Here is a 24,299-nt window from a genome sequence, read left to right as displayed (position 1 = left end):
CTCCTGCCTGCACCTCTCAGTCGATGGGCTCGATCACCGGGATCGCGGTCGTGATCACGGGGACGGAGGCCGACAGACGAGTGCCGTCCTCGCGACGGGCATCCGCGAACTGCCGCAGCGTCGGGCGTCCGGGGATCAGCGGTCCCTGGTCGGCGAGCGGCACCACGACCTCGGCGTCGACCGTGGCGATGTACGCCTCATCACGCACCGTGAACGGCACCGGATCGCCCGAGCGCACCTGCACCCGCAGCTCGTCCTTCGTGATCGTCACCTGCACCGCGGATCCCTGCCACTGCAGCGGGTACGACAGCGAAGGCCATCCGGCCGGAAGCCGCGGGTCGAAGCTGAGCTCGCCGGCGTAGTCGCGCATGCCTCCGAAGCCGCACACCAGCGCCGTCCACACGCCACCGGCCGAGGCCACGTGCACGCCGTCCGCCGCGTTGTGGTGGAGGTCGTGCAGGTCGACGAACAGCGACTGAGAGAAGTACTCCAGCGCGAGGTCCTGGTAGCCGACCTCGGCCGCGAGGATCGACTGCACCACGGCCGACAGCGTCGAGTCGCCGGTGGTCAGCGGGTCGTAGTAGTCGAAGTCGGCGCGCTTCTCCTCCGGCGAGAAGTGGTTGCCCTGCAGGAACAGTGCGAGCACGACATCCGCCTGCTTCAGGACCTGGAAGCGGTAGATCACGAGGGGGTGGAAGTGCAGCAGCAGCGGGCGCTGCGAGTCGGGCGTGTGCGCCAGGTCCCAGACCTCGCGCTCGAGGAACAGCGAGTCCTGCGGGTGGATGCCGAGGGCCTCGCTGTACGGGATGAACATGGCCTCGGCCGCGCGCTCCCACGCTTCGGCCTCGCCCTCGCCGAGCCCCGTGCGTTCGACCAGCAGGGCGTAGTCCTCGGGGTAGCTCTCGGCGATCTCGCGCACGATGCGGCTGGCGTAGCGCAGGTTGTAGCGCGCCATGACGTTCGTGTAGAGGTTGTCGTTCACGACCGTCGTGTACTCGTCCGGCCCGGTCACGCCGTGGATGTGGAAGGTCTGGATGCCGTCATCCGCACCGACCTCCTCGACCAGTCGCGAGCTGCGCCAGAAGCCCAGCGTCGCCCACAGCCGCGCGGTCTCGACCGCGACATCCGCACCTTCCCGGCGCAGGAACTCCTCGTCGCCCGTGGCGCGCACGTACTTGCCGAGCGCGAAGCTGACGTCGGCGTTGATGTGGTACTGCGCGGTGCCGGCGGCGTAGTACGCCGAGGCCTCCTCGCCGTTGATCGTGCGCCACGGGAACAGGGCGCCGGCCTCGTTGAGCTGTGCGGCGCGACGGCGCGCGGCCGGCAGCATGTGCACGCGGGCGCGCAGCGCGTTGCGCGCCCACTGCGGCGACGTGTAGGTCAGGAACGGGAGGACGTAGATCTCGGTGTCCCAGAAGTAGTGGCCGCTGTAGCCCGAGCCGGACACGCCCTTCGCCGGCACTCCGGTGCCGTCGGCGCGGGCCGATGCCTGAGCGAGCTGGAACAGGCACCAGCGGGTGGCCTGCTGCAGGTCGTCGCGTCCGCCGATCTGCACGTCGCTGCGCTCCCAGAACGCGGCGAGCCACTCCTGCTGACGCTGGAACTGCGTCTCGACGCCCTCGACGATCACGCGGTCGAGCGAACGGCGGCAGCGGTCGACGAGCTCCCGCGGCGGCACACCGCGTGACGTGTGATAGCTCACGAGCTTCGTGACATTGATCGGGACCCCGGCCTTCGCCTGCACGCGGAACACGTTCTTGGCGATGTCGGCCTCGATCAGGGTGCGCGCGTTGTACTCGTTCTCGGTCTCGATGATGTGGTCGGCCACGACGGCCACCGTCATCCCGGAATCCGCGACGTGGTACGACAGCGCCGAACGCAGGCCGTCCTGCCAGTGCTCTGCCGGCTCCAGCACGCGGTCAGCGATCTTCTCCGCCTTGCGCGGGTCGAACCCTGCCGGCTTCTTCGCCGCGACGGGGGTGCCGGCGTAGACGCCCGCCCCGTCCTGACGGTTCAGCAGCTGGCAGCTGATCGTGACGGGGGCGTCGGAGTTCTCGACGACCACTTCGAGGCGGAGCACCGCGAGGTGGCGCTCCTCGAAGCTCACGATGCGCTCATCGCGGATGCGCACGCGCTTCCCGGACGGCGTCTCCCACACCACGATGCGCTCGAGCACACCCGTGCGCATGTCGAGCGTGCGGCGGTACTCGCGCACATCGGCCACATCGAACGAGATCGGCTCGTCGTCCACGTACACGCGCATGACCTTCGCGTCCGGCGCATTGACGATGGTCTGGCCGACCTCGGCGAAGCCGTACGCCTGCTCGGCGTGACGGATCGGCCAGGTCTCGTGCAGTCCGTTGATGAACGTGCCGTGCTCGTGCGCACCGCGGCCCTCGATGTGGTTGCCGCGCAGGCCGAGGTAGCCGTTCCCGACGGAGAACAGCGTCTCGCCGACACCCTCCTCCGAGTAGCGCGTCTCGACGAGACGCCACGGGTCGACGGGGAAGCGGTCGCGGTCGATCATGCGGTCTCCGTGGTGTGGTTCGGGGTGAGCGGGAGGAAGCGGGAGAGGTCGTCCACGACGACCGTGGCACCGGCGGCGCGCAGGGCATCGGCACCGGCGCCGCGGTCGACGCCGATGACGTCGGCGAAACCGGCTGCGGCGGCCGAGGCGACGCCCGACGTGGCATCCTCCACCGCGATGCTGCGGGACGGGTCCACGCCGAGGTTCACCGCACCGGCGCGGAACATGTCGGCAGCGGGCTTGGACGCGAGGTTCTCGCGCTCGGCGACGACGCCGTCGACGACCACGCGGAAGTAGGAGCGGAGATCGGCTGCGCCGAGCACCTCTTCGGCGTTCTTCGAGCTCGACACCACGCCGAGCGGCACTCCCGCGGTGTGCAGGGCCTGCACGACGGCGAGCGAGCCCGGATACGGCGCGATGCCCTCCGCGCGCAGAGACGCGGCGAACGCCGCGTTCTTGCGGTTGCCGATGCCGCAGATCGTCTCGGCCTCCGGGGCGTCGTCGACGTCACCCCAGGGGACCTCCACGTTGCGGCTGTGCAGCAGGCTGGCCACGCCGTCGTAGCGCTTCTTGCCGTCGACATAGTCGTAGTAGTCGGCATCCGAGTAGGCGGGGGTGATCCCCCACTGCGCGAACACCTGGTCGAACACGACCTTCCAGGCGCGCATGTGCACCTCGGCGGTCGGCGTGAGCACGCCGTCGAGGTCGAACAGCACGCCGTCCGCGGCGAGCAGATCGGGAAGGGCTTCGGGCACAGGAGCCTCCAGGAGAAGGGGCGAAAGGTCGGCACCTCTCCGTGCCACTGTGCCAGCGTAGTTGCCGAGTGCCGTCGGGGGTAACCCCTCGGATGAGCGGTTGTTCAGAGCAGCTCCGCGGTCTGCCTGGCGATCTGCAGCTCTTCGTTCGTCGGCACCACGAGCACGGTCACGGCGGAGGCATCCGTGCTGATCCGACGGATGCCGCGCTCCCTCGCCTCATTGCGCGCAGGATCGATCTCGACCCCGGCGAATCCGAGCGTCGCCAGGGCAGCCGCGCGCACCCGCGCCGCGTTCTCACCGACGCCGGCGGTGAACGAGATGACGTCGACGCCGCCGAGCTGGGCGATGTAGGCACCGGCATAGCCGCGCAGGCGATGGACGTAGACGTCGAAGGCGAGTGTTGCCGCCTCCTCCCCCGCATCGACGCCGGCGAGGATGTCGCGCATGTCGCTGCGGCCCGCCAGGCCCTGCAGTCCGCTGCGGGTGTTGAGCAGCGCATCGAGGTCGTTGATGGACAGTCCGGCGCGACGCGAGAGATGCACGAGCGCGGCGGGATCCAGGTCGCCGGAGCGCGTGCCCATCACGAGCCCCTCCAGCGGAGTGAGCCCCATGGAGGTCTCGACCGAGCGTCCGCCGTCGATCGCGGTGGCCGATGCGCCGTTGCCGAGGTGGAACACGATCTGCCGCAGGGAGGCGAGGTCCCGACCGAGGTACGCGGCCGCCGACTCGCTCACGAACTGGTGGCTCGTGCCGTGGAAGCCGTACCGGCGCACCCGGTGGTCCTTCGCCAGCCGACTGTCGATCGCGTACGTGTACGCGGCCGCAGGAAGGGTCTGATGGAACGCGGTGTCGAAGACCGCGACGTGCGGAACTCCGCGGAAGACGGCCTTCGCCGCGAGGATGCCGGAGAGATTCGCCGGATTGTGCAGCGGCGCGAGCACCGAGAGCTCCTCGATCTGACGCTCCACATCGGCATCGATCAGCGTCGGGGCGAAGAAGCGCGCTCCGCCGTGCACCACCCGGTGGCCCACGGCGACGGGCGGATGCGTGGCGAGCGAGGGCCCGTGCTCGGCGAACTGCTCGAGCATGACCGCGAATGCGGCGTGATGGTCGGCGATCTCGCGCTCGTCGCTGTAGGTCGCGTCGAGCATGGTCGGCACGGCATCCCCGTCGGTCTCCGGTCGCACCGTGTGCGCGACGGGACTGACGGGCTGACCGATGCGCTCGATGAGACCGCTCGCCAGCTCGTTCTCGCGCTCGATGTCGATCAGGCTGTACTTCAGCGACGAGGACCCGCTGTTGATCACGAGGATCGCGCTCATGCCGCCCCTCCCTGGGCCTGGATCGCGGTGATCGCGACGGTGTTCACGATGTCGTCGACCAGCGCTCCGCGCGAGAGGTCGTTGATCGGCTTGTTCAGGCCCTGCAGCACCGGACCGATCGCCACGGCCCCCGCCGAGCGCTGCACGGCCTTGTACGTGTTGTTCCCGGTGTTGAGGTCGGGGAACACGAACACGGTCGCGCGCCCGGCGACCGCGGAGTCCGGCAGCTTCGCCTTCGCCACGGCGGCGTCCGCCGCCGCGTCGTACTGGATGGGGCCTTCGACCGGCAGCTCCGGTGCCCGCTCGCGCACGAGGGCGGTGGCCTCTCGCACCTTGTCGACGTCGGCGCCGGAACCGGACTCCCCCGTCGAGTACGACAGCATCGCCACCCGCGGCTCGATCCCGAACTGGCGTGCGGTGGCCGCCGAGGAGACCGCGATGTCGGCGAGCTGCACGCTCGTCGGATCCGGGATCACGGCGCAGTCGCCGTAGACGAGCACGCGGTCGGCGAGCGCCATCAGGAACACGCTCGAGACGACGTTCACACCCGGCTTGGTCTTGATGATCTCGAAGGACGGCCGGATCGTGTGCGCCGTCGTGTGCGCCGCACCGGAGACCATGCCGTCGGCGAGGCCCAGGTGCACCATCATCGTCCCGAAGTACGACACGTCCGTCACGGTGTCGGCCGCCTGCGAGACCGTGATGCCCTTGTGGGCGCGCAGTCGGGCGTACTCCTCGGCGAAGCGCTGCACGAGTGCGGGGTCAGTCGGGCTGATGACCTGAGCCCCCGAGATGTCGACGCCCAGCTCGATCGCACGGGCACGCACGGCCGCCTCGTCGCCGAGGATCGTCAGATCCGCGACCTCACGCGCGATCAGGGTCGCCGCAGCGCGCAGGATGCGGTCGTCGTCGCCCTCGGGGAGCACGATGCGACGTCGGTCGGCCCGTGCGCGCTCGATCAGCCCGTACTCGAACATCAGCGGTGTCACGACCCGGGATTCCGCGAGTCCGAGCTGCGTGGTCAACGAGGTGTAGTCGACATGCGTCTGGAAGAGGCCGAGCGCACGGTCGTAGCGCCCTCGCGAATCCGGGGAGATGCGCCCGCGGGCGCCCATCACCCGCACGGCGGTGTCGTAGGTGCCGAGGTCGGTCGCGATGATCGGCACGGTGGACGCGAAGCCGTCGAGCAGACGCACGATGGGCTCGGGCAGCGGGAACGGTCCGTTCAGGATGATGCCGGCCACACGGGGGAAGGTGCCGGACGCGTCGGCGAGCAGCGTCGCCAGCAGGACTTCGGTGCGGTCTGCCGGGATCACCACGACCGCTTCCTCGGTGAGCCGCGGCAGCACGTTCACCATCGACATGCCCGCCACCACGATCGTCAAGGCCTCGCGTCCGAGCCGGTCCGCGTCACCCTTGATCAGGCGCCCGTCGACGGCCGACAGGATGCCGCGGATCGATGGGGCCACCAGTGTGCGGTCCTCGGGGATCGCCCACACAGGCGTCTCCTTCTGGGGACGGATGCCGTGCACCGCGGCGATGATGTCGGGCAGCGCTGCGGGATCGGCACGGTTGACGATGACGGCGAAGAGCTCTGCGCGTTCCTCGTCGAGCTCGGCCAGGGCGAGGGCCGCGATCTGGCCGACGGCTCCGGGGACGCGAGCCGTGGTGGTGCCGAGCTGCTCGGCCTGACGCTGCTGGTCGCGGCCGCTGAGCACCAGCAGCACCGGGGCGCCGAGATTGGCGGCGATGCGGGCGTTGAAGCCGAGCTCGGCCGGACTGGCGACATCCGTGTAGTCGCTGCCGATGATCACGACCGCGTCGCACTGCGCCTCGACGGCCTTGAAGCGCGAGACGATCGTCGACAGCGCGGCCTCCGGATCGTGGCGCACATCGTCGTAGGTGACGCCGATGCAGTCCTCGTAGTCGAGGTGCACCCCGTCATGCGCGAGCAGCAGCTCGAGGATCTCATCGCGGTCGGCGACCGAGCGGGCGATCGGGCGGAACACCCCGACTCGGGGGCTGACGCGCATCAGGGCATCGAGCACTCCGAGCGCGATCGTGGACTTGCCGGTATGACCTTCGGCCGAGGTGATGTAGATGCTCCGCGCCACCCCCTCAGCTTAGGCGGGTCGCGCCGACGGCGCGCCGGTCAGCAACCGTGGGAGAGGCCGTCGACCACGGCGGTGGCGTCGGCCTCATAGCGGGAGTAGTAGTCGCGGTCGGTGTTGATCTGCACCCGATGGATCGCGTGCGACGGCTCCATCTGCTGCCAGTCGGGCAGCCGCACCAGCCGGGTGAAGAAGAGCGTCGCCGAGGTCGCCGGATCCATCCGCTGCTCCACGCTCCCCCACCAGTCCTGCTGCTGGAACAGCCCGATGCTGCTGGTGCGGGTGCCGTCGGGGTTGGTGAATCCTCTGGTCTCCCAGTCGCCGTAGTCGATGTTGCGCAGGCTGCTCTCGCCCATCGCCGTCATGACGCCCAGGATCTGCCCCTCGCGCCCGAGTCCCAGACCGGACGCCGTGGTCATGATCGTGGCGGCGTTCTCCAGCTGCTCCCCCTGCCATCCCGCGATCCCCGCCTCGGGGAAGGTGCCGGGATCGTCCGCGCACACGACGACGGGGTCGTGCGCGATGCTGAGCGGGACCAGCACCGCGAGGCCGACGACCGCCGCGACCACGGCGGTCGAGATCAGGACGCGGCGCAGCATCCTCCGTCGGCGCAGCCGGATAGCGGCGCGAGCGCGCACCCCCGGCTTGCGCTTCTTGGCGCGCTTCCTCGGCCGCGCGCGTCGTTTCGCGCGCTGGGCGCTCATCCGGTGCGGTCCCGCAGCGCCGGCCGGTCCGCACGCCGGCCCGCCAAGGCGGCGATGCCTCCCCCGATCGCACCGAACAGGTGCGCCTGCCACGAGATGCCCTCGCTGACGCCGACGACGCCGGCGAGCATGGATCCGCCGTAGAGCGCGATCACGATGAGGGCGACCACCGCGTACAGGATGCGGTGGGCGACCCGCGCCGGCGCGAACACCCGCATCACGATGTAGCCGAAGTACCCGAACACGAGCCCGGAGGCGCCGACCGTGAGCGTGCCGGGGGCGTTGAACACCCAGGTGCCGAGACCGCCGATGACGGCGACGACCGCGGTGACGGTCCAGAAGCGGCGAGCGCCCTCGACCGCGACCAGGCAGCCGAGCGCCAGGAAGGGCAGGGAGTTGGCCAGCAGATGGCTCCAGCTCGCGTGCAGCAGCGGAGCGGCGACGATGCCGCCGAGACCGGCGAGGTCCCAGGAGCGCAGGCCGAATCCGGAGAACGAGCCGCGCAGGATCGCATCGGCCAGTTGGATGATCCACATCAGAGCGAGCAGGATGACCGGCGAGGCGAATCGGCTCAGAGCGGTGGAGCGCGGGGAATCGGCGGGGCTGGTCACGTCACGATCCTCGCAGTGCCGCCCCGGAGGACGCTGAAAAAGAAAGTGACCCTCCGCGCACCCAGCAGAGCCCGGTTACCCTTGCTGCGTTTCCGCCCTGGGGGAATTGGCCTGGATGCCGCCACGCGGAGAGCCGTCAACCATCCTAACCCGATGTCGCCCGATGCTCCGACACCGGCGGTAGCGCTCCGCGGACCACCAGGCTCAGGGCAACCTGCCAGAGCAGCCACCTCCCCATCGGGTTACGATCGAATAACGCGCACAGAAGCGCCTCACGCGAGAGGGAACGCATGCCCGACAACTCCCCCCTGATCACGGCCGAGCAGTTCGCGGCGCAGACCTCCGCGATCCTCGGCTCGGTGGGCCAGGTGATCGACGGAAAGCCGGATGCCGTCCGCAGCGCACTGGTCTGCCTGCTCGCCGAAGGCCACCTGCTGATCGAGGACGTGCCCGGCGTCGGCAAGACGATGCTCGCCCGCGCTCTCGCCGCCAGCGTGGATGCCACCGTGCGCCGCATCCAGTTCACCCCCGACCTGCTGCCCGGCGACGTCACCGGCGTCTCGGTGTACAACCCGGTCGACCGCGAGTTCGAGTTCAAGCGCGGCGCCGTGTTCGCGCACATCGTGATCGCCGATGAGATCAACCGCTCCTCGCCCAAGACCCAGTCCGCGCTCCTGGAGGCGATGGAGGAGGGCCAGGTCACGGTCGACGGCTCCACCCACATGCTCCCCGACCCTTTCCTGGTCGTCGCGACGCAGAACCCGCTGGAGATGGAGGGAACGTACGCACTCCCCGAGGCGCAGCGGGACCGCTTCATGATGCGCATCTCGATGGGATACCCGGATGCCGCCGCCGAGGCTCTCATGCTGCGCCAGCGCGACGTCGTGAATCCTCTCAGCGCGGTGGCTCCCGTCGCGGATGCGACCTCGATCGCCCACCTCATCGCCTGGGGGCGGTCCGTCCACGTCGCACCCGCGCTCGAGGAGTACGCGGTCGCCTTGGCGCAGGCCACCCGCTCTGACCCCAACCTCCACCTGGGCGCGAGCCCGCGTGCCACGCTGCAGCTCGTCAGGGCCGCCAAGGTGTGGGCGGCCCTCGACGGCCGCGACTACGTCATCCCCGATGACCTGACGGCTCTGCTGATCCCGGTGTTCGCACATCGCCTGCTGCCCGCACGCGGAGCTCATCGCGCCGGCGCGCAGCCGGTCGAAGCCGCACTGACCCAGATCGTCGAGCGCGTGCGGGTTCCCGTCGCCACCCGCTCCTGATCGAGCCGCCATGCGACGCCGTCGAGCACTGACCATCCGCGGGGCGGGTGCGCTGGTCGCTGCACTGGGCTGCATCATCGGCGCGAATCTGGTGGGCGCGCCGATCCTGATCTACATCGGCGTGCTGCTGGCCCTCGTGACCGGGTTCTCGCTGATCGTGGTGCGTGCGCCGCGTCGCACCGGCACCGTCTCCCGGCAGGTCTCGACGGATCTGCTGACGGTCTCCGAGACGTCCAGGGTCACCCTGCGCTTCACCCTCCGCTCCATCCGCGTCCCGCACGGACTCTGGCACGACGTGCTGCCGGATGCCGTATCCGGCGACTCCAGCGGCGAGTATCCGCCGGAGTCCGGGCAGCTCAGCTATCTGATCACCGGCATCCGACGCGGCGTCTGGCCGATCGGCCCGCTCATGCTGCGCACGGTCGACCCCTTCGGTCTGGCCCAGCGTGAGCAGTCGTTCGGCGAGCACCGCACGGTGACGGTCGTCCCCGAGGTCATCGCGTTGGCCCCGCTCAGCGTCAAGGTGGGCGCCGCCGGCGGAACGGCCCAGACCTCCTCGAGCCGTCTGGGCCAGGGTAGCGACAACCTCTCGCCCCGGCGCTACATCCCCGGTGACTCGATGCGCCGCATCCACTGGCGTGCCACGGCGCATCGCGGTCAGCTGATGGTGCGGCAGGAGGAGGAGGAATCCAGCCCGGACGCCCTCGTGGTGCTCGATCGCAGCAGCGCCCGGTGGGACAACACCGGTGAGGAGGCGGATGCCGCCTTCGAAGCGGCCGTCTCCCTCTGCGCCTCCTCCGCGATCCATCTGGCCGGGGAGGGCTACGGCGTCGACGTGATCGACAGCGCCGGCCTCTCCCTCGGCACGCTGCGCGGACACGAGGACGACCGTGACGGGCTGCTGGTCGCCCTGGCCATGGTGTCGCCGCGCGGGGAGTCCCGCGATCTGACCACACTGATCGGCGGCACACCGCCCGGACCACTCGTGTACATCACGGGACGCCTCGATGAGGAGGATGCTGCGCTGCTCCGCCCCTCCGGCGCCGCCGCCGCACTGCTGTTCAGCACGGATCCGCTCGCCGGCGCGAGCGCCGCGGCCGCGCAGCACGGCTGGACGGTGACCACCCTCGGCAGCGACGTCGCGGAGGCGTGGGAAGATGCTCTGCCCGCGCGGATCGGAGTCGGCGATGTTCCGCGCTGAGGCCGGCCGGACCGGACGCACGACGCCGGCACGCGCGACGCCCACCTGGCATCGCGAGCACGAGGACGCGAACGGCGTGGTGGCCCCGGCGATCCTCGCCGCAGTGGCCGGACTCGTCGCGATGTGGCCGTACACGTCGGTCATCGAGCCGGGGGCCTGGTCGTTCACCGTGCTCGCCGTGATCGTCATGACCGCTGCGACCGGAGCGCTCATGCGCACCTGGACGCGTCGACGCCGCGAATGGCTGCGCGATCTGACGACGTTCGCCGTGCAGCTCGCCGTCGCCGTCGCGGTTCTCACCCGGCTGATCGCCGGTGACTCCGCGTTCCTCGGAATCGTCCCCACGCCCACGACGTTCGCCGTGTTCCGCACGCTCGCGGCAGCGGCCTGGGAGGAGATCGCGTTCGGCTCGGCCCCGCTCGAGGCCACCGCGGGACTGGCAGCCGTGCTGGGAGCGGGCTTCGCTCTGGTGGCGATCCTCCTCGACCACCTCGTCTCCCACCGATCGGCGATCCTCGCGATCGTGCTCACGGGAGTGCTCGGGTCTGTGCCGATGATCGTGACGCTCGGCGACACGAACATCGTGTGGTTCGTGCTCCTCGGCATCCTCGCCCTCGTGCTGCTGCGCTTCACCGCACGCCGTCATCCGCTCGCTCCGCGCCGATCCTCGACCTCGCTCGCCGCGGGCGTCGGGGTCGCGGCGTTGGCGGTGACGATCGTGATCGCGCCCGGGCTCCCCGTCTCGGCGAGCCTCGCCGGCACGGGAGCCGGCATCACGGTCGATGCCTCCCTCCGGCTCGGCGACGACCTGCGCCAGCCGAACCCCGTCGAGGTTCTGACGGTTGCCACCAAGAACGATGTCGCGCCCTATCTGCGCCTGACCACGCTGTCGCAGTTCAACGGACGGATCTGGCAGCCCGACCGGGGAGACCTCAACGCGCAGAGCGAAGGCTTCGGCGAGCCGGAGTGGGGTGAGGAGATCGCGACGACGGACACGACGACCTCGATCCGCGTGCTGCGGATGTCGAGCTCCTGGTTGCCCCTGCCGTACCCCGCGACCGGCGTGCAGGGCCTCGCCAACACCTGGCGCGTGATGCCGGAGAACCGCACGCTCGTGTCGCGTAACGCCGATGCGGTCGGCAACGACTACACCGTGGCGTCCACGCGCGTCTCGCCGACCCTGGAGCAGATCCGCGCGATCGACGCCGCCCCTCCCCTGGTCGACGACAGTGAGGACCCGGTCGAGCTGCCGTCGGTGATCGGCGAACTCGCCTCCGAGGTCACCGCGGACGCGACGACCGACTATGACCGCCTGGTGGCTCTGCAGACGTGGTTCCGCAATTCCTTCACCTATTCGCTGGAGACGCCGGTCGAAGAGGGATTCGACGGCACCGGAGCCGACGCCGTCGCCCGGTTCCTCGAAGAGCGTTCAGGGTACTGCGTGCACTTCGCCGGCGCCTTCGCCCTGATGGCGCAGAGCCTCGACATGCAGGTCCGGATCGTGGTCGGATACCTCCCCGGCTCACTCACCGACGAGAAGCGCGGCGAGGAGTCGATCTTCTCGGTGGAGAGCGATCAACTGCACTCGTGGCCCGAGGTGCTGTTCCCCGGCGTCGGCTGGGTTCCCTTCGAGCCCACCGCCTCGCTCGGCGTACCGACCGCCTTCACCGCCGCCGCGACCGAGGGCACGGGCACGAACGGCCCTTCGACCCCCGCGCCGACGACCGCCCCGCAGGCCGAGCAGACCACCGGCCCGGAGGTCGACCGGGGTGACACCGGCGACAGCAGTTCCTCGAACGGAGCGCTGCGCCGCCTGGACGCGATGCCGGTCGTGCTGACGGTCGCCGGGGCTCTCGTACTGCTGCTCCTGCCCGCCCTCGTGCGCGGCGCCGAGCGCGGGCTGAGACTGCGGCGCGCGCGGCACGGCGATGCGGGAGCAGCCTGGGCAGAACTGCGCGACACCATGATCGACCTCCGCTTGCCGGTGTCGGATGCCGACACCCCCCGCGCGCGTGGATCGGCGCTGGTTCGGGAGTGCGGAGTCGATGCGACCGAGATGCGCGCTCTGACGGACGCGGTCGAGCAGGCGAACTACGCCCGCTCCGGAGCGGCGGCCGAAGACCTCGCGGGCCCGCTGCGCAGCGTGCTCGGGTCGATGCACGCGCGCAGCGATCGGTTCACCCGAACGAAGGCGCTGCTGGTGCCGCGGTCGCTGTTCGCCACGCGCGACGTCGACGCGGCGACCGTGGTCTGACCGCGCTCAGCGCTCCGTGTCAGGCGGCGGCGTGCTCCGCGCAGTACACCGCGTCGCACTCCTCGCACACCACGGACTGCACGCGGCAGCTCAGGTCGGGGCAGTTCGCGGTGCGCTTGGTCGCGGCCCCGCATCCGACGCATTCTCCGATCACGGCTGCGTGGTCGGAGAAGTCCACCGATCCGCGCTTGTCGAACACGTAGAGCGACCCGTCCCAGTAGCCGTCGTCGCCGTACCGCTCGCCGTACCGGACGATGCCGCCCTCCAGCTGGTACACCTCGCCGAACCCCCGAACGGTCATCAGGCTCGACAGCACCTCGCAGCGGATGCCGCCGGTGCAGTAGGTCACGACCGGCTTGCCCTTGAGCTCGTCGTACGCTCCGGAGTCGAGCAGCCGCACGAAGTCACGGGTGGTCTCGGTATCGGGCACGACCGCTCCGCGGAAGCGACCGATCTGCGCCTCCAAGGAGTTGCGGCCGTCGAAGAACACCACATCGTCACCGCGTTCCTCCATCAGCGCGTGCAGGTCCTCCGGGCTGAGCCGGGTGCCTCCGCCCACGACGCCGTGCTCATCGACGCGGAGCTCCCCCGGCGCGCCGAACGACACGATCTCGTCGCGCACCTTGACGCTGAGCTTGGGGAAGTCCAGGCTCCGCCCCTCGGCATCGACGCCCGTGCCCTCGCTCCACTTGATGTCGGCGTCGGCGAACGGCCCATAGGACCGGAATGAGCGCGCCCACTTCTTCAGCGCGGGCAGGTCACCGCCGAGGGTGCCGTTCACACCGTCCTTCGAGATGAGGAGGCGCCCGCGCAGGCCGAGAGCTTCGCCGAGATCACGCTGCCAGAGCCGGATGGCCTCCGGATCCGCGAGAGGGGTGAAGGCGTAGAAGAGGACGATCTTAGGTGTTGCCACCTAGGGATCCTACGTCGAGGACGCCTCCCGCCATCTCCGCGCGAGGGGCGATGAGTCCTCCGGATCCGTGATGATGCCGGCGACCGCGTCGAACCCGATGACGGGGAAGCGGGAGGCGGCACCGATCTTCTCCGCGCTGCCGAGCACGTAGACGTCGGCACTCCGCGCGGCGAGGGCCCTCTTGACCACGGCATCATCGAGGACGCCCGTGGTGAGTCCGTGGTCCGGGTCGATCCCGGTCACGCCGAGGAAGAAGACGTCCGCACCGAGGCGTCCGATCGCCTCCAGCGCCAGCGCCCCACCGGCGACGAGAGAGTGCCTGCTCAGTTCCCCGCCGACGATCAGCACGCGTGCTGCGGAGTTCTCGGCGACCGCCACGGCCACTGCGGGGCTCGGGGTGATCACCGTGAGCGTCGGATCGTCCGGCAGCATCCGCGCCATCGCCAGCGTCGTCGTGCCCGCATCGAGGATGATCGTGGCCCCCGGACGGATCAGCGCGACGGCGGCCCGGGCCACTCGCTCTTTACTGTCCGTCGCGACGGCGCCGCGCTGCGCGACGGGGGCCTCGGCGGCCGGCACGGGGAGCGCCCCACCGTAGACCCGCACGCACAGACCGGAGTCGGCGAGTTCCCGAAGATCCCGGCGGATGGAGTCCTCCGACACCAAGAGGTCAGCGGCGACGTCTTTGGCCACCACACGGCCGTCCCGTGCGAGGAGTTCGAGCAGATGATCCTTGCGCTGCGCACTGAGCATTCAAGCTTCTTCCTGTTGTTTCACGTTCTTGCACGGTTAACGCTACAGTCTCTGACATGAACAAGCCACTCCTGATCCTGATCGCCGGCCCGTACCGCTCCGGCACCGACGGCGACCCGGCCGCCATCGCGCGCAACCTCGCACGTCTCGAAGAAGCGGCGGCACCACTCCACCGCCTCGGCCACATCCCGATGATCGGCGAATGGGTCGCCCTCCCCGTGCTCCGCGGCCTCGACCCGGCGGAGACCGTCGAAGGAGACGTGATGTACGACGTCGCCGCCCGACTGCTGCAGCATTGCGACGGCGTGCTGCGTCTTCCCGGCGCCTCCGCCGGCGCGGACAACGACGTCGCGATCGCCCGCGATCGCGGTCTTCCCGTGTACTTCTCGATCGACGAGATCCCCGCGGCGAGCGCCTGACGCGGCTCGCCCGAGGCGGCGGCGACCGCGGTCGGTCACGGGACCCCCGAACCATCGGATAAGATGAACAGGTTGTTCCTTGGTGACGTGTCCGAGCGGCCGAAGGAGCACGCTTGGAAAGCGTGTGTTGTGCAAGCAACCGCGGGTTCGAATCCCGCCGTCACCGCCGAAGACAAGAAGGGCCCCGCGCCAGCGGGGCCCTTCTCGTCTTTATCGAGCACTGGGGGATTCGGGGAGGAGCGAGCGCAGCGAGACCTTTCCCCTGTGTGACCGGGGGTCGCTCAGTCCGCGAAGCGCACGCCGAAGCTCTGTCCACCGGGCGCCGTCGGCAGCGGCAGCATGCCCAGGCGCTCGTAGAACGCGGCGGCACCGGTGTTGTTCGGGTCCATGCCCAGGTGCAGCCCGGCGACACCGCGTCGGGTCAGCTCGGCGAAGAGCGTCTCGATCAGTCGACGCCCGAGGCCCTGCCCCTGCGTCTCGGGCAGCAGATCGATGTGGAGGTGCGCGGGGTACACGCTCGCGTTCGGCTCCTTGCCGGGACCGCGACCGTACGCGTAGGCGAGCATCCGCTCCTCACGCGTGGCCGGATCGGTGGGCTGCGGGAAGCGCTCGTGGAATGCCGGCCACCACTCGTCACGGAACCACTGCTCGAAGGCGTCGGTGTCGTCCGTGGCGACGATGTAGCCGATCACGCGTTCGTCGTCGGACTCGACCACCCACGCCAGATCCGGATGCCGCTGCGCATAGGGCACCGCGAAGAGGTCGCCCCAGAGGCGGTCGTCGGAGAAGAGCCCGGTCGCGTCTCCCCCGGCATCCGCCGTCTTCACGCACACCTCGTACAGGGCGTCGCGGTCGGCGGGACGGTACGGACGGATGCGTGACACAGCAGGCTCCTCAGGAGGGGTCGGAAACCTCAGCCTATCGCCGGCTCGACGCTCTCCCCGCGCTGCTGCACCCACGGCAGCAGCCACGCTCCGAGCAGGAGGACCACGCCGGCACCGACCAGGGCTCCGCCCAGCGTGTCGGTCGCCCAGTGCACCGAGAGCACGGTGCGCGACAGCGCCATCACGAGGATCCAGACCGCTCCGGCGATGGCGATCCAGACGCGCGGGAACACCAACCAGAGGACCAGCGCGATCGTCGCCGCGTTCGCGGTGTGCCCTGAGGGGAACGAGCCGAAGTCGCTGGCGACCAGCATGTCCTCCGGGCGCGCGCGACCGAAGAGCTGCTTGAGCAGCTGCACGGCACCGGCGCTGGCGGCGAAGCACAGCGCGGCGAACACGGCGGCGCGCCAGCGGCGGGCGAGCAGGAGCGCGACGATCACGAGCAGCGGCACCACGAAGATCGCGATCCACCCGCCGCCGATCTCGTTGGTCAGGTACGCGAACGCGAGCATCCAGTCAGCACGGTTCGCGGCGATCGTGGTGTTCCACCACACGTCGAACCCCGGAGGTTCGGCGAGACCGAAGACGACCGCCGCGCCCAGGGCGGCGGCCAGCGCCACGCATCCCAGGCCCCACCAGAGCATCGTCGATCTGTTCATCGTCCCATTCTGGCGGAAGACACCTGTGGACTCAGGGAGTGAGCATCCCCACGGTGCGCGGACGCACGATCAGCCAGAGCGAGAGGATGCCGATCACCGAGCACCCGACCATGACGGAGGCCATGGTCGTGGCGGTGATTCCGGCGTCCTTCGAGATCCAGCCGACCACCGGCGAGATGAGCCCGGCGACACCGAAGTTCGTCGCACCGAGGATGGACGCCGCAGTGCCGGCCGCCTTCCCATGGCGGTCGAGCGCGAGCACCTGCACGTTCGGGAAGGTGAATCCGCATGCGGTCATGAACACGAACAACGGCACGACCGTGCCCCACAGGCCCAGGCCGAGCTGGTCGGCGACGACGATCGCGACGCCGGCGATCAGCAGTACAGATGTCGAGTACGCCATGACCCACTGCGGCCCGAAGCGTGCGGCCAGGCGCGAGGCCGTCTGCACGCCGAGCACCACGCCGAGCGAGTTGACGGCGAACAGCAGCCCGTACTGCTGGGCGTCCAGCCCGTGCGTCTGCTGGAAGAGGAAGGGCGAGGCCGACAGGTACGAGAACAACCCGGAGAACGTCATGCCGCCGATGATCAGCACACCGATGAAGACCCGGTCCGAGAGCACCGAGCGGTAGCGCTGCAGCACGGTCGACCCGCCGCGCTCCTGTCGCCGGGCCACAGGCAGCGTCTCGGGGATGAACAGGATCGTCGAGAGCAGCATCAGCACGCCGTAGGCGGCGAGCACCACGAAGATCCCTCGCCACGGCATGAGGGTGAGCAACCACGACCCGATCAGCGGCGCGACGACCGGCGCCACACCCGACACCAGGGCGAGGCGGGAGAGCATGACCACGAGCCGACGTCCGCCGAACAGGTCGCGCACGATCGCCATCGCCACGACGCCTCCGGCGGCGGCGCCCATGCCCATGAGGACGCGGGCGACGCTGAGCAGTTCGAGCGACGGCGCGAATGCGGCTCCGACGCTGGCCAGCACGTGCACCGCCGTGACGACGATCAGCGGGATGCGGCGTCCCACCTTGTCGCTGAGCGGCCCGACCACGAGCTGACCGATCGCGAATCCGATCATCGTTCCGGTCAGGGTGAGCTGGATCGCCGCGGCCGTCGTCTGGAAGTCCTCCTCCAGCACCGGGAAGGCCGGGAGGTAGAGGTCGATCGTGAACGGACCCAGCGCCGTGAGCGCACCGAGGAGCAGGATGTAGAGGATCCGTCGCCGATTCGGGATCGAGTCTCCGGGGTGCAGCATGATCGGCGCCGTCGCCGGGTTGGATCCGAGAGTGCGGATGGCCCCCGTCGCGGTCGACGTGCGGGTGCTGCCGGTCGTCGTGGGGATGCTGCCCGTGGGCGTGCGCTCCGGCTGGGGAACCGTCGGCAGGGAGTCGGTGCGGGGGGCGTCGGACACGGAGGTCCTTCCGAGTTTCGAGGGGGGCGAGGTCGAATCGATTCGACCTGGGAATCCCCCATGTTACCGCCGCCCGGCACCACCGCTCCCTGCGAAATCGAGAAACGCGCCTCCTCGCGATGAGAAGGCGCGTTCTCGATCTCCGTCCGCGCGCCGGCGGAAAGGAGTGGATTCAGCGGGAGGAGCGCGCGAGGCCCTGCTCGAGGTCGGCGATCAGGTCCGAGACATCCTCGATGCCGACGGACAGGCGAACGATGTTCTCCGGCACGGCGAGCTCGGTGCCGCGCACCGAAGCGTGCGTCATGTCCGGCGGGTAGCCGATGAGCGACTCCACTCCACCGAGCGACTCGGCGAGCTGGAACAGTTCTGTGGACTCCGCGAACGCCCGGGCGGCGTCCGCACCGGCGGCCAGACCGAGCGAGAGCATCCCGCCGAATCCGCTCATCTGCTTCGCGGCGATCTCGTGCCCGGGGTGCGAGGCCAGACCCGGGTAGAAGACCTGCGCGAACTCCGGCCGCGTTGCCGCCCACTCCGCGATCGCCTGCGCGTTCTCGGAGTGCTGGCGCACGCGCACGGCCAGCGTCTTGATGCCGCGCGTGGTGAGCCAGGCGTCGAGCGGTGCCGACACGGCACCCACCGCGAACTGCTGGAACTTCACCTGATCGAAGAAGCGGTCATCGCCGAACACGACGGCGCCGCCGAGCACATCGGAGTGACCGCCGAGGTACTTGGTGGTCGAGTGCACGACCAGGTCGGCACCCAGGGCGAGGGGCTGCTGCAACGCCGGCGAGGCGAAGGTGTTGTCGACGACGACGATCGCGCCGGCCGCGTGAGCGACCTCCGCGACGACCGCGATGTCGACGACCTTGAGTAGCGGGTTGCTGGGCGTCTCGAGCCAGACGATCTTGGTCTGCGGACGGATCGCCGCGCGGATGGCGTCGAGGTCGGCGAGTTCCACCGTGGTCGTCTCGACTCCCCACGGCGCCAGCACCTTGGTGAGCAGACGGTAGGTGCCGCCGTACGCGTCGTTGCCGAGCAGCACGTGGTCGCCGGGCTTCAGGATGCCGCGCAGCAGCGCATCCTCCGCGGCGAGGCCGGACGCGAAGGAGAGTGCGCTCGCGCCACCCTCGAGCGCGGCCAACTGCGTCTCCAGCGAGGAGCGCGTGGGGTTGCCCGCACGGTTGTACTCGTAGCCCTCGCGGAACCCTCCGATGCCGTCCTGCACATGTGTGGAGGCCTGATAGATCGGCGGGATGATCGCGCCGGTCGTGGGGTCGGGGGCTTGGCCCGCGTGGATGGCTCGGGTGGCGAAAGCGTGGTCGGACATCTTCCCAGCCTACGACCGGGTCCGGTGCCGCCCGCGGTCCTGTTACGCCGCGCGTCCGTTCCGCTCGGCGGGCCCCTCAGCGGGACAGGTACGCGAGCAGATCCTGACGGGTGAGCACCGTGTGCGGCTTTCCGCCCTCGGTCACCAGCAGCGCATCGACGTCGGCGAGTGCGGCGCGCGCCTGGGCGATCGGCGCATGGATGCCGATCAGCGGCAGCCTCTCCCCCGTGTGCGAGCCGACGGCATCGGTCGGCTTCGCCTCGCCGCGGAAGAGCAGGTCGAGCAGACCCTTCTCGTCGACCGTGCCGACCACCTCGCCCATCATGACCGGAGGCTCGGCGCTGAGCACCACGAGCTGCGATACGTCGTACTCGGTCATCATCCCGATGACCTCCAGCACCGTGTCGGTGGGATGGGCATGCACGAGATCAGGGATCCCCTCGCCCTGGCGAGCCGTGCGGGCCGCGACCACGTCGGCCACGGTCTCGCCCTCCTCGACGTCGCTGAAGCCGTAGGAGCGCATCCATCCGTCGTTGAAGATCTTGCTGAGGTACCCGCGCCCACCGTCCGGCAGCAGCACCACCATCACGGCATCGGCGGGAAGATCCCGTGCGATGCGCAGCGCCCCGACCACGGCCATGCCGCTGGAACCGCCGACGAGGATGCCCTCCTCCCGCGCCAGGCGCCGGGTCATCGCGAAGGACTCGGCATCCCCGACCGCGACGATCTCGTGCGGGACGCTCGGGTCGTACGTGCCGGGCCAGATGTCCTCTCCGACTCCTTCGACCAGGTACGGCCGTCCCGTGCCCCCGCTGTAGACGCTGCCTTCGGGGTCGATGCCGACGATGCGCACCCGGTCATCCGACACCTCGCGCAGGTAGCGGCCTGTGCCGGTGATCGTGCCGCCGGTACCGACGCCGGCGACGAAGTGCGTCACCTGGCCGTCGGTGTCGCGCCAGATCTCCGGACCCGTGGTCTCGTAGTGGCTGCGGGGCCCGTTCGGGTTCTCGTACTGATTCGGCTTGAAGGCACCGGGGATCTCGCGCGCCAACCGGTCGCTGACGCTGTAGTACGACTCCGGGCTGTCGGCCGGAACGGATGTGGGTGTCACGACGACCTCGGCGCCGTAGGCCCGCAGCACGTCGTTCTTGTCCTCGGCGACCTTGTCCGGCACCACGAAGACGCATTTGTACCCGCGCTGCTGCGCGACGAGCGCGAGACCGACGCCGGTGTTTCCGCTGGTCGGTTCGACGATCGTGCCCCCGGGCTTCAGCTGGCCGGAGGCCTCAGCCGCATCGATGATGCGCGAGGCGATGCGGTCCTTCGCGGAGCCCCCGGGGTTCAGGTACTCCAGCTTCACGAGCACCGTGCAGGCGACGCCCTCGGTGACGCGGTGGAGCTTCACGAGGGGCGTGTCGCCGACGAGGTCGACGATGGAGTCTGCGTACTTCATGCTCTCAGGGTACGTGCGCGAATGCCGTGACCGGGGCTGTGTTGCGCCCGGTCACGGCATCCGTGTGCGAAGGCCTGTGCGGCCGACGACCGATCAGCCCTTCGTCGACCCGGCCAGCAGGCCGCGGACGAAGTACCGCTGGAGCGAGAAGAACACGATCAACGGCACGAGGATCGACACGAAGGCGCCTGCCGTGAGCAGGTACCATCCCTCGCCGCGACCGGTGATCTCGGCGAGCACCTTCGTGATCGGAGAGGCAGCGCCGTCCGCGAACACCAGCGCCACGAGCAGGTCGTTCCAGACCCAGAGGAACTGGAAGATCGCCACCGAGGCGATCGCGGGCATCGTCAGCGGCAGTACGACCCGGAAGAAGATCTGCCCGCGGGAGGCACCGTCGACGCGCGCGGCCTCGATGATCTCGCCAGGGATCTCCGACATGAAGTTGTGCAGCAGGTAGATCGCCAGCGGCAACGCGAACATCGTGTGGGCGAACCAGACCTGCGCATAGCCGCCCGCGACGTCGAGCCCCAACGTCACCTGCAGCCCGAACAGATTGATGCCGCGCGAGAACGACGACAGCAGCGGTACCAATGCCATCTGGATCGGCACGATCTGCAGCGCGAACACGAAGATGAACAGCGCGTTGCGTCCCTTGAACTCGATCCAGGAGAACGCGTACGCCGCCATCGCCGCGATCATCAGCGGGATGAGCGTGGCGGGGATCGTGATCACGATCGAGTTGAAGAACGATTCCAGGATGGTCAGCTGCGTGGTGCCGGACTGCAGCACGGCCACGTAGTTGTCCAGGGTCACCTGCGGGTTGGCGAAGAACGTCCACCAGCCGCTGGAATCGATCGCATCCCTGTCGCGGAACGACGAGATGAAGAGCCCGAGCGTCGGGACGGTCCAGACGACCGCGATGACGATCGCGGCCACGGTGGCCCATGGGCGACTCAGACGCTTGCGGACGCGGCCCGCGGAGGCATCGAGCCGTCCGCCGGTCGTGAGCGCTCGGGTGGACGTGCCGACTTCGGACTTCACGGTGTCGGTCATCGGATCTCCCGCTGCTTCTTGATCTGGCGTGCGTTGTAGATGACGATCGGCAGCACCAGGATGAACAGGATGACGGAGAGCGCAGCGCTGCGTCCCGCCTCGAACTTGGAGAACTGCGTGTACATCTCGTTCGCGAGAACCGAGGTGCCGTAGTTTCCACCCGTCATGGTTCGCACGATGTCGAACACCTTCAGAGAGGCGATCGAGATCGTGGTGAGCACGACGATGAGCGCCGGACGGATCGAGGGGATCGTCACCGACCGGAAGCGTTCCCAGGCGTTGGCGCCGTCGAGCTCCGCCGCCTCGAGCAGTTCCTGCGGCACTCCCTTGATGGAGGCCGAGAGCACGACCATCGCGAAACCGGTCTGCACCCAGATCAGCACGACGATGAGGGCCAGGTTGTTCCACGGCCCGTTCAGCAGGAACTGCTGCGGCTCTCCCCCGAACCAGACCAGGATCTGGTTGAGCAGACCGATCTGCTCGAACTCGGGGCCGCGGTAGGCGTACACGAACCGCCAGATGATGCTCGCCCCCACGAACGAGATCGCCATCGGCATGAAGACCAACAGCTTGTAGACCTTCTCGCCGCGGGTCTTGTCGATGAACACCGCGTAGGCGAGTCCGATGATCGTGGAGAGCGTGGGCACGAGCAGGACCCACACGATCGTGTTGATCACGGAGGTGACGCCGTCCGACTGCGTGAAGATCCAGAGATAGTTGGACAGGCCGACGAAGTCGCTGCCGGTCGAGTTCCAGAACGACGCGTAGACGGTCTGGATCGACGGGAGGATGAGACCGGCCAGGAGCAGGAGCATCGCCGGAGCCATGAAGGCGACGAGCTGGATCAGATATCCCGCACCATCGCGGGAACGATAGTCGAGGAAGAAGAACAGTGCGCCGACGAGGACGGCGACTCCCATCGCCCAGTAATAGGAGTTGAAGAACCACATCACGGCGAGCGGGATGAGCAGGCACATGGCCAGCCGCACCCAGGTGTAGAGCGCGCCCCTTCGCGGAGCGATATCGACGAGGAGCAGGATGATCACCACGACCACCGCGAATGCGATGACCACGGCGACGGCCTGCAGGATCGGTGGCAGTGCCCCGATCCATTGGAAGAACAGAGTCGCGTTCACGGAATCCCCTTCATGAGACGGAACTGATCAGCGGACCGTGCCACGATGCACGGTCCGGGTGTGAGAAGGAGGGCCGCCCCGTGGGGGCGGCCCTCCTCATCGGATCAGCTGGAGGGCCAACCGGTCTGGATCTGAGTGAGGACCTCGTCTGTCGAGGTCCCGTTGATCCAGGCGACCATTCCCTTCCAGAAGGTGCCGGAGCCGACAGCACCGGGCATCTGGTCGGAACCGTCGAAGCGGAACGTCACCGAGTCGTCCTGGAGGAGCTTGATCGACTCCTGCAGGATCGGGTTCTCGACGGCGTCGATGTCGACGCCCTTGTTCGCGGAGGTCACGCCACCGAGTGCCAGACGGCTGTCAGCCCACTCGGGGCTGGAGAGGTACTCCAGAACCTTCTGGGTCGCCTCGGAGTCGCTGAATGCGCCGACGATCTCGCCACCACCGGTGATGAACGTCTCGTCGGGGCTCTTGCTCGGGAGCAGGAACGCCCACACGTCGCCGTCCTCGGCGATGTTGGTGCCCTCGGGGAAGAAGCCCGAGAGGAAAGATGCCTGGTGCGTCAGTGCGCAGTCGCCCTTGGCCAGAGCCGGGGCCACGTCACCGAACGCGGTCGAGTTGATGGAGCGGACATCACCGAAGCCGGCGTTGACGTAGGCCGGGTTGAGCAGGAGCTCACCCGTGGCGTCGAACGCCTCCTTGATCTGCGGGTCGGTGAACGGGATCTCGTTCTTGACCCACTGGTCGTAGACATCGGCGCCGGCGTTGCGCAGCACGAGGTCCTCGATCCAGTCCGTACCCGGCCAGCCCGTCGCGACGCCCGACTCGAAGCCGGCGCACCACGGAGCCTTGCCGCTCTTCTCCTGAATCGTCTTCGTGAGGGTCAGCAGTTCTTCCCAGCTCGTGGGCTCCTCGACGCCCCACTCCTTGAACTTGGTCGGCGAGTACCAGACCCAGCCCTTGACGCTCGCCATGAGCGGTGCGCCGTAGAAGGTGCCGTCATAGGTGCCGAAGTCGACCCAGCCCTGGGTCCATCCCTCTTCCGCGTTCTTCTTCACGGCCTCGGGAGCGGGCTTCAGCAGGTCACGCGATGCGTAGTCGGCGAACAGACCGGGCTGCGGGAAGATCGCGATGTCCGGCGGGTTTCCACCCTGTGCGCGAGTACCGAGCTGCGTCTCGAAGTCCTGGCTGCCCTCGTACTTGATGTCGATGCCGTTCTCCTCCTCGAAGTCGGCCCACGACTGCTGGAGGAGCTTCGCCTCATCGTCGACGATCGTGCCGTAGATGGTGACCGTCTTGTCGTCACCGCCACCGCTGCCGCCGCCCGAAGGTGCGCCGCCGGGAGCCCCGCACCCTGCGATCGCGATACCCGCGACCCCCAGCAGAGCGAGCGGCGCGAGCCGCCTGGAACGCTGCGAAAGACCCATGTGAATTCTCCTCTTCGAGTTCACGGTCCCTACCTCGTCAGACGCCACCCCCGGCGTCGTTCGGGAACCGATTCCAGGTAAACCTACTTGCCTTCCACACCCGCG

20 protein-coding genes, 1 tRNA gene and 1 other RNA gene are annotated in these 24,299 nt (G+C 69.1%); 5 read left to right on the top strand and 17 right to left on the bottom strand.

Going from position 1 to position 24,299, the window contains the following annotated elements:
• Window positions 1–16: 16 nt before the first annotated feature.
• The 7 genes from FB560_RS03280 to ffs all read right to left on the bottom strand — a co-directional run bounded on the left by FB560_RS03280 (window position 17) and on the right by ffs (window position 8,171).
• A complete protein-coding gene (locus FB560_RS03280; protein ID WP_141871045.1) occupies window positions 17–2,527 on the bottom strand; it encodes a glycoside hydrolase family 65 protein in 2,511 nt (836 codons plus the stop codon).
• Entirely contained in the window at window positions 2,524–3,282 is a 759-nt protein-coding gene (locus tag FB560_RS03275; protein WP_141871044.1) for an HAD family hydrolase, read from the bottom strand. The genes FB560_RS03280 and FB560_RS03275 overlap by 4 nt, the downstream gene beginning before the upstream one ends.
• A gap of 104 nt (window positions 3,283–3,386) precedes the next feature.
• On the bottom strand, window positions 3,387–4,607 hold the full coding sequence (locus FB560_RS03270; RefSeq protein ID WP_141871043.1) for an acetate/propionate family kinase: 1,221 nt from the start codon (window positions 4,605–4,607) through the stop codon (window positions 3,387–3,389).
• Window positions 4,604–6,721: a phosphate acetyltransferase gene (gene pta / locus FB560_RS03265; RefSeq protein ID WP_141871042.1), complete on the bottom strand. Its 2,118-nt coding sequence runs from the start codon at window positions 6,719–6,721 to the stop codon at window positions 4,604–4,606. Before pta ends, FB560_RS03270 begins: the two co-directional genes overlap by 4 nt.
• 38 nt (window positions 6,722–6,759) lie before the next feature.
• Entirely contained in the window at window positions 6,760–7,422 is a 663-nt protein-coding gene (locus tag FB560_RS03260; RefSeq protein WP_141871041.1) for a hypothetical protein, read from the bottom strand.
• Window positions 7,419–8,033, bottom strand: coding sequence for a rhomboid family intramembrane serine protease (locus FB560_RS03255; RefSeq protein WP_229673300.1), 615 nt, complete (start codon window positions 8,031–8,033; stop codon window positions 7,419–7,421). The genes FB560_RS03260 and FB560_RS03255 overlap by 4 nt, the downstream gene beginning before the upstream one ends.
• Window positions 8,034–8,074: 41 nt before the next feature.
• Window positions 8,075–8,171, bottom strand: an RNA gene (ffs, locus tag FB560_RS03250) — signal recognition particle sRNA small type.
• 152 nt (window positions 8,172–8,323) lie between these two features.
• Here ffs and FB560_RS03245 point away from each other — a divergent pair.
• From FB560_RS03245 to FB560_RS03235, 3 genes are read left to right on the top strand one after another with little or no spacing between them, the layout of a single operon-like run.
• Window positions 8,324–9,301, top strand: coding sequence for an AAA family ATPase (locus FB560_RS03245; protein ID WP_141871040.1), 978 nt, complete (start codon window positions 8,324–8,326; stop codon window positions 9,299–9,301).
• A gap of 10 nt (window positions 9,302–9,311) precedes the next feature.
• Window positions 9,312–10,502: a DUF58 domain-containing protein gene (locus FB560_RS03240; protein ID WP_141871039.1), complete on the top strand. Its 1,191-nt coding sequence runs from the start codon at window positions 9,312–9,314 to the stop codon at window positions 10,500–10,502.
• Window positions 10,489–12,756, top strand: a complete 2,268-nt coding sequence (locus FB560_RS03235) for a transglutaminase TgpA family protein (RefSeq protein ID WP_229673302.1) — start codon at window positions 10,489–10,491, stop codon at window positions 12,754–12,756. The genes FB560_RS03240 and FB560_RS03235 overlap by 14 nt, the downstream gene beginning before the upstream one ends.
• A gap of 19 nt (window positions 12,757–12,775) precedes the next feature.
• On the opposite strand, the gene trhO is transcribed toward FB560_RS03235, so the two are convergent.
• Together trhO and FB560_RS03225 are read right to left on the bottom strand one after the other, a co-directional pair.
• The gene (gene trhO, locus FB560_RS03230) at window positions 12,776–13,669 is read right to left on the bottom strand and encodes an oxygen-dependent tRNA uridine(34) hydroxylase TrhO (protein ID WP_141871037.1); all 894 of its coding nucleotides are present in this window, start codon (window positions 13,667–13,669) and stop codon (window positions 12,776–12,778) included.
• A 9-nt stretch (window positions 13,670–13,678) separates the two neighbouring features.
• A complete protein-coding gene (locus FB560_RS03225; RefSeq protein ID WP_141871036.1) occupies window positions 13,679–14,422 on the bottom strand; it encodes a DeoR/GlpR family DNA-binding transcription regulator in 744 nt (247 codons plus the stop codon).
• A 56-nt stretch (window positions 14,423–14,478) separates the two neighbouring features.
• Here FB560_RS03225 and FB560_RS03220 point away from each other — a divergent pair, with 56 nt between their 5' ends.
• Together FB560_RS03220 and FB560_RS03215 are read left to right on the top strand one after the other, a co-directional pair.
• The gene (locus FB560_RS03220) at window positions 14,479–14,841 is read left to right on the top strand and encodes a DUF4406 domain-containing protein (protein ID WP_141871035.1); all 363 of its coding nucleotides are present in this window, start codon (window positions 14,479–14,481) and stop codon (window positions 14,839–14,841) included.
• 81 nt (window positions 14,842–14,922) lie between these two features.
• Window positions 14,923–15,007 (top strand) — tRNA-Ser (locus FB560_RS03215).
• A 115-nt stretch (window positions 15,008–15,122) separates the two neighbouring features.
• Here the strand turns inward: FB560_RS03215 and FB560_RS03210 are convergent.
• The 8 genes from FB560_RS03210 to FB560_RS03175 all read right to left on the bottom strand — a co-directional run bounded on the left by FB560_RS03210 (window position 15,123) and on the right by FB560_RS03175 (window position 24,194).
• Window positions 15,123–15,725 carry a GNAT family N-acetyltransferase gene (locus FB560_RS03210; RefSeq protein WP_141871034.1) on the bottom strand — a complete coding sequence of 201 codons (603 nt, stop codon included), beginning with the start codon at window positions 15,723–15,725 and terminating at the stop codon, window positions 15,123–15,125.
• Between the two features lie 29 nt (window positions 15,726–15,754).
• Window positions 15,755–16,384: a phosphatase PAP2 family protein gene (locus FB560_RS03205; RefSeq protein ID WP_229673303.1), complete on the bottom strand. Its 630-nt coding sequence runs from the start codon at window positions 16,382–16,384 to the stop codon at window positions 15,755–15,757.
• Between the two features lie 31 nt (window positions 16,385–16,415).
• The gene (locus FB560_RS03200) at window positions 16,416–17,801 is read right to left on the bottom strand and encodes a multidrug effflux MFS transporter (RefSeq protein ID WP_407662541.1); all 1,386 of its coding nucleotides are present in this window, start codon (window positions 17,799–17,801) and stop codon (window positions 16,416–16,418) included.
• Between the two features lie 172 nt (window positions 17,802–17,973).
• Entirely contained in the window at window positions 17,974–19,128 is a 1,155-nt protein-coding gene (locus FB560_RS03195; protein WP_141871033.1) for a cystathionine gamma-synthase, read from the bottom strand.
• A gap of 76 nt (window positions 19,129–19,204) precedes the next feature.
• Window positions 19,205–20,581, bottom strand: coding sequence for a cystathionine beta-synthase (locus tag FB560_RS03190; protein ID WP_141871032.1), 1,377 nt, complete (start codon window positions 20,579–20,581; stop codon window positions 19,205–19,207).
• 93 nt (window positions 20,582–20,674) lie between these two features.
• Window positions 20,675–21,634, bottom strand: coding sequence for a carbohydrate ABC transporter permease (locus FB560_RS03185; protein WP_141871031.1), 960 nt, complete (start codon window positions 21,632–21,634; stop codon window positions 20,675–20,677).
• Window positions 21,631–22,770: a carbohydrate ABC transporter permease gene (locus tag FB560_RS03180; protein WP_141871030.1), complete on the bottom strand. Its 1,140-nt coding sequence runs from the start codon at window positions 22,768–22,770 to the stop codon at window positions 21,631–21,633. The genes FB560_RS03185 and FB560_RS03180 overlap by 4 nt, the downstream gene beginning before the upstream one ends.
• A gap of 104 nt (window positions 22,771–22,874) precedes the next feature.
• Window positions 22,875–24,194 carry an ABC transporter substrate-binding protein gene (locus tag FB560_RS03175; RefSeq protein WP_141871029.1) on the bottom strand — a complete coding sequence of 440 codons (1,320 nt, stop codon included), beginning with the start codon at window positions 24,192–24,194 and terminating at the stop codon, window positions 22,875–22,877.
• Between the last annotated feature and the right edge of the window lie 105 nt (window positions 24,195–24,299).

It is taken from the genome of Microbacterium saperdae (assembly GCF_006716345.1).
Classification (GTDB): domain Bacteria; phylum Actinomycetota; class Actinomycetes; order Actinomycetales; family Microbacteriaceae; genus Microbacterium; species Microbacterium saperdae.
This window is presented reverse-complemented; position numbering and strand designations above follow the sequence as displayed.

Excerpts from the sequence above, each read along its gene's own strand:
- FB560_RS03245 (WP_141871040.1), top strand. The coding sequence starts at position 8,324 with ATGCCCGACAACTCCCCCCTGATCACGGCCGAGCAGTTCGCGGCGCAG.
- FB560_RS03175 (WP_141871029.1), bottom strand. The coding sequence starts at position 24,194 with ATGGGTCTTTCGCAGCGTTCCAGGCGGCTCGCGCCGCTCGCTCTGCTG.
- FB560_RS03220 (WP_141871035.1), top strand. The coding sequence starts at position 14,479 with ATGAACAAGCCACTCCTGATCCTGATCGCCGGCCCGTACCGCTCCGGC.
- FB560_RS03240 (WP_141871039.1), top strand. The coding sequence starts at position 9,312 with ATGCGACGCCGTCGAGCACTGACCATCCGCGGGGCGGGTGCGCTGGTC.
- FB560_RS03260 (WP_141871041.1), bottom strand. The coding sequence starts at position 7,422 with ATGAGCGCCCAGCGCGCGAAACGACGCGCGCGGCCGAGGAAGCGCGCC.
- FB560_RS03280 (WP_141871045.1), bottom strand. The coding sequence starts at position 2,527 with ATGATCGACCGCGACCGCTTCCCCGTCGACCCGTGGCGTCTCGTCGAG.
- FB560_RS03190 (WP_141871032.1), bottom strand. The coding sequence starts at position 20,581 with ATGAAGTACGCAGACTCCATCGTCGACCTCGTCGGCGACACGCCCCTC.
- FB560_RS03225 (WP_141871036.1), bottom strand. The coding sequence starts at position 14,422 with ATGCTCAGTGCGCAGCGCAAGGATCATCTGCTCGAACTCCTCGCACGG.
- FB560_RS03185 (WP_141871031.1), bottom strand. The coding sequence starts at position 21,634 with ATGACCGACACCGTGAAGTCCGAAGTCGGCACGTCCACCCGAGCGCTC.
- FB560_RS03195 (WP_141871033.1), bottom strand. The coding sequence starts at position 19,128 with ATGTCCGACCACGCTTTCGCCACCCGAGCCATCCACGCGGGCCAAGCC.
- FB560_RS03235 (WP_229673302.1), top strand. The coding sequence starts at position 10,489 with ATGTTCCGCGCTGAGGCCGGCCGGACCGGACGCACGACGCCGGCACGC.
- FB560_RS03270 (WP_141871043.1), bottom strand. The coding sequence starts at position 4,607 with ATGAGCGCGATCCTCGTGATCAACAGCGGGTCCTCGTCGCTGAAGTAC.
- FB560_RS03205 (WP_229673303.1), bottom strand. The coding sequence starts at position 16,384 with ATGAACAGATCGACGATGCTCTGGTGGGGCCTGGGATGCGTGGCGCTG.